At 41.9% G+C, this 4,606-nt stretch carries 5 protein-coding genes; 2 read left to right on the plus strand and 3 right to left on the minus strand.

What is annotated here, in order from left to right:
* Nucleotides 1-370, plus strand: a 370-nt coding sequence (locus D1953_RS21515; protein ID WP_119119032.1) for a hypothetical protein, incomplete at its 5' end; no start/stop codon positions are given.
* Between the two features lie 226 nt (nucleotides 371-596).
* Here the strand turns inward: D1953_RS21515 and D1953_RS20650 are convergent.
* From D1953_RS20650 to D1953_RS20660, 3 genes are read right to left on the minus strand one after another with little or no spacing between them, the layout of a single operon-like run.
* Entirely contained in the window at nucleotides 597-1,784 is a 1,188-nt protein-coding gene (locus D1953_RS20650; protein WP_119119033.1) for an acetyl-CoA C-acetyltransferase, read from the minus strand.
* 19 nt (nucleotides 1,785-1,803) lie between these two features.
* The gene (locus D1953_RS20655; RefSeq protein WP_119119034.1) at nucleotides 1,804-2,457 is read right to left on the minus strand and encodes a 3-oxoacid CoA-transferase subunit B; all 654 of its coding nucleotides are present in this window, start codon (nucleotides 2,455-2,457) and stop codon (nucleotides 1,804-1,806) included.
* Between the two features lie 29 nt (nucleotides 2,458-2,486).
* Entirely contained in the window at nucleotides 2,487-3,188 is a 702-nt protein-coding gene (locus D1953_RS20660; RefSeq protein ID WP_119119035.1) for a CoA transferase subunit A, read from the minus strand.
* 131 nt (nucleotides 3,189-3,319) lie between these two features.
* On the opposite strand from D1953_RS20660, the gene D1953_RS20665 reads away from it, so the two are divergent.
* On the plus strand, nucleotides 3,320-4,201 hold the full coding sequence (locus tag D1953_RS20665) for a LysR family transcriptional regulator (protein ID WP_119119036.1): 882 nt from the start codon (nucleotides 3,320-3,322) through the stop codon (nucleotides 4,199-4,201).
* Nucleotides 4,202-4,606 lie beyond the last annotated feature (405 nt).

The raw sequence follows: 4,606 nt of genomic DNA on the forward strand, positions 1-4,606 counted from the left end.
AATCCCACTGCTTCAGCTGTGGGAGCAGTCAATAACAGGCCAAATTACACTAAGAGGGGTGTTTGTTACACCAGGGTCTTTTCGTTTATCTTTAGCCGGCCCGCTCACAGGTACAGAAAGATTAGAAGGGAAAAACGGAAATAAGGTAGCAACCGCCTTTCTTGATATCCTTGATATTTCAATTGCTATTTTGCTATTAAGAGGTTCTATTGTAGTAGAAGGGACCTTTATAGGGGCAAGAGAATTTACACTTGTTGTAAGTGGCCCTATATTTGGAATGCCCATCCCCGAACCGTCTCTTCCAGACTTAAGAGACGATTATACTTTATATAAAAAAGTCATCACTAATCAGTTTCATTTTAATCCATAATTCAAAAAAGGAATGGTGAATATGTCTCTAACAGATATTCCAGCCATCAGTCCATCAACAGTCGGAATCTTCCTTATCGCACTCCCCATCATTCTATTTATCTTTTTCTTTACTCAACCTAAACAGAGTGATTTGGAACAACTTAGATAGATTTATAATTCAAAATAGGGCAGCGCGAGGAATTCCGATTTCCTCACGCTTCCCTGACAAGGAGGTTTGACCAAGCTTATTTACCGGGCACTTCAATCATAATTGCGTCCCCTTGACCGCCGCCAGAACAAATCGCTGCGATTCCGATACCGCCGCCTCGGCGTTTCAATTCATAAGCAAGAGTTAGAATAACACGCGCGCCACTAGCACCGATTGGATGACCAAGAGCGACTGCACCGCCATTAACATTTACTTTTTCCGGATCAAGTCCAGCTATTTGATTGCTTACAAGTGCAACAGCAGCAAAAGCTTCATTAATTTCAAATAAATCAATATCTGCAGCGGTTTTTCCTGTTTTATTTAAAAGCTTATTTATAACAAGACCCGGTGTTTGCGGGAAGTTTCCAGCCTCTACTGCAACCTCTGCATGAGCTATTACTGTAGCGAGAACATCTTTGTTTTCTTTTCTAGCACGTTCATCACTCATGAGTACAAGCGCAGCAGCGCCATCGTTAATACCAGGTGCATTACCTGCTGTAATCGTACCCTCTTTACTAAAGGCCGGACGCAATTTTGCTAATACATCTTTCGTAGTTTCCTTACGCGGAGCTTCATCTTTTTCTACAATAATCGGATTGCCCTTCTTCTGAGGCACTTCCACTGCTACGATTTCTTCTGCAAGCTTCCCAGCTTCTATTGCTTCAATTGCCAGCCTGTGACTTCGGACAGCCCACTCATCCTGCAGGTCACGTGACAACCCGAATTCTGTTGCTGTACTGTCCCCGTAATTCCCCATGTGTACACCGGTGAAACTGCACGATAGACCATCATGAATCATCAAATCCACCATTGGCGTGTCACCCATGCGGATCCCCCAGCGGGATTTAGGCACAGCATAAGGAGTGTTCGACATCGACTCCATGCCACCGGCGAGAATGACTTCTTCATCACCTGAACGAATAATCTGATCAGCAAGCGTTACACTGCGAAGACCTGAGGCACATACTTTATTAATTGTTTCCGTTTTAACATCCCATGGAATACCAGCTGCACGTGCAGCTTGGCGGGAAGGAATTTGCCCCTGCCCAGCCTGCAAAACATTACCGAAAATAACCTCACCGATTTCTTCCGGTTTCACGCCCGCACGATTAAGTGCTTCTTTCATTGCAATTCCGCCAAGCTCTGATGCACTCAATGATGAAAGTGCACCGCCAAATTTTCCAAAAGGTGTTCGTGCCCCATCTACAATTACCGTTCTTGACATAGAATCATCCCCTTTTTTTTTAATTTGCTGCTACAAGCTCAGGAGCTACAGAAAACTCTGCTTCTGTGTTTGCTCTTACTTCTTCAACAGAAACATTACCTTGCGTTTCGACTAGAACCATTCCTTCAGGAGTAAAATCAAAAACAGCCAAATCAGTAATTAATCGGTTCACCACTTGCTGACCAGTCAATGGAAGTGTACATGCCTTTTTCACTTTGGATTCTCCATGTTTATTCACATGCTCCATAATTACTACCACACGCTTTGCTCCGTTGACAAGGTCCATCGCGCCGCCCATACCTTTTACCATTTTCCCAGGAATCATCCAGTTCGCTAAATCCCCTTGTTCTGACACTTCCATTCCCCCAAGAATAGCAAGGTCAATATGGCCGCCGCGAATCATAGCAAACGACTCTGCGCTGTCAAAAAACGAAGAACCCGGAACGACAGTCACTGTTTCTTTTCCAGCATTGATTAAATCCGCATCTACCTCATCTGCTACTGGATATGGTCCAATACCGAGCAGACCATTTTCTGATTGAAGCAACACATCGCAATCATCTGGAATTTCATTTGCAATAAGTGTCGGCAAGCCAATACCTAAGTTAACATTCATGCCATCTTTAATTTCCTGAACTGCTCTTTTTACAATATCAAAACGTTTATCGCTCATATTCAGACACTCCATTCCTTCAAAAAATTTTAAGCTTTTGCAACCGTCCGTTTTTCAATGCGTTTCTCATAATTTGACCCAAGCAATAAACGTTGTACATAAACGCCTGGTGTATGGATTTCATCTGGATCTAGTTCACCAGGTTCCACAATTTCCTCTACTTCTGCAATCGTTATTTTTCCGGCCATCGCTGCAAGTGGATTAAAGTTGCGAGCAGTCTTTCGGTACACGAGGTTACCAAATTTATCTGCTTTCCATGCTTTTACAAGTGCGAAGTCTCCTACAATTCCTTGTTCTAAAAGATATTTCTTTCCGTCAAAAATCTTCGTTTCTTTTCCTTCTTCAATTGGTGTACCGACCCCTGTTGCTGTATAAAAACCAGGGATGCCTGCACCACCAGCTCGCATTCGCTCTGCAAGTGTACCTTGAGGAGTCAATTCGACTTCCAATTCTCCGCTCAAATACTGCTGTTCAAAAATTTTATTTTCTCCAACATAAGAAGCGACCATTTTCTTGATCTGCTTATTCGCAAGCAACAGTCCAAGTCCCCAATCATCGACCCCGCAATTATTACTAACAACCGTCAAATCCTTTGTTCCTTGTTCTTTAAGAGCTTGAATAGAATACTCCGGAATACCTGAAAGACCAAAGCCGCCCACAATAATCGTTGAACCATCCTTAATATCTGAAACCGCTTCCAAGAAGGAATTCATTACTTTGCTGTTTTTCATCTGGCTACCCCTCCAACACTTTGAATATTTGGAATAATTTATATATTCATAGTTTACATTTCTATTCTCTATAAGTAAAATACATAAAAGGAATAAAGATTATGAAATTAAAGAATAAATAGGAGAACATGATGGAATTACGAGACATAAACTCATTTATCGAAGTCGCTAATCATAAAAGTTTTACAAAAGCTGCTGCCCATTCCTACTTAACACAACCTTCTTTAAGTAAAGCTATAAAGAAATTAGAGGAGGAACTTCATGTTGAACTGTTTGATCGCTCAACAAGACATTTACGATTGACAGATGCAGGGCAGATTGTATACCAGCAGGGGCAGAAAGCACTGGCAGCATTGTCCGAATTGGATGTACTTTTAGAGGAGCTCATGGATGTTACGGCGGGCACAATTAGAATCGGGATTCCTCCTCTAATTGGCACGCTTTTTTTCCCTGATATTGCTCGGCGCTTCAATCAAAAATATCCAAAAGTATCCCTTGAGCTGACTGAACTCGGCGCCAAATTGATTGGCCAGCTTGTCGAAGATGGACAGGTGGATCTCGGTATCATTGTCATGCCAGCCAATGAGAAAAAATTCAATATTCACCCGTTTATTCAAGATGAATTCGTTTTATATCTTTACGAAGATCATCCACTCGCCCATAAACAGTCTATTTCTTTGAGCGAACTAAGAGACGAAAGATTCATCTTGTTTTCGAAGGACTTTACTTTACATGACCACGTTATCCAAGCATGTGAAAACCATGGATTCACCCCAACGATTTCTTATCAAAGCTCACAGTGGGATTTAATCGTCGGACTCGTCTCATCAAAGCTTGGTATCGCGTTATTGCCGAGATCAATTTATGAAAAACAAACTAACAGCAATGTCAAAATCATACCGATTGAAGAAAACTCCACTCTCCTTTGGAAGCTCGGGATTATTACTAAAAAAGGTGCCTATCATTCTTTTGCATTGAAGGAGTTATTGAAAATGTTAGGTGAGGAAGAGTGATTTTTGAGGAGAATGGTATGTTGGGGAAGGGCATTTCGCTGGCTCAGTTTCTTGATTTTGTCCTTCATAGCCCTGATGAAGGACATTTCGCTGGCTCAGTTTCTCTATTTCGGCCTTCATAAACCCGATGAAGGACATTTCACTGGCTCATTTTCTCTATTTCGGCCTTCATAACCCTAATGAAGGACATTTCACTGGCTCGTTTTCTCGATTTTGTCCTTCATGACCCGGATGAAGGACTTTTCACTGGCTCTTTTTCTCTATTTCGGCCTTCATAACCCCGATGAAGGACTTTTCACTAGCTCTTTTTCTTGATTTCGTCCTTCATAACCCTGATGAAGGACATTTTGCTGGCTCATTTTCCCGATTTTGTCCTTCATTGGTCTTCTGTCAAGAAAGTGGACA

The sequence above is a fragment of the Peribacillus asahii genome (genome assembly GCF_003570725.1).
Classification (GTDB): Bacteria; Bacillota; Bacilli; order Bacillales; family DSM-1321; genus Peribacillus; species Peribacillus asahii.

Coding starts and splice junctions, on each gene's coding strand:
- D1953_RS20660 (WP_119119035.1), bottom strand. CDS start 3,188: ATGAAAAACAGCAAAGTAATGAATTCCTTCTTGGAAGCGGTTTCAGAT.
- D1953_RS20665 (WP_119119036.1), top strand. CDS start 3,320: ATGGAATTACGAGACATAAACTCATTTATCGAAGTCGCTAATCATAAA.
- D1953_RS20655 (WP_119119034.1), bottom strand. CDS start 2,457: ATGAGCGATAAACGTTTTGATATTGTAAAAAGAGCAGTTCAGGAAATT.
- D1953_RS20650 (WP_119119033.1), bottom strand. CDS start 1,784: ATGTCAAGAACGGTAATTGTAGATGGGGCACGAACACCTTTTGGAAAA.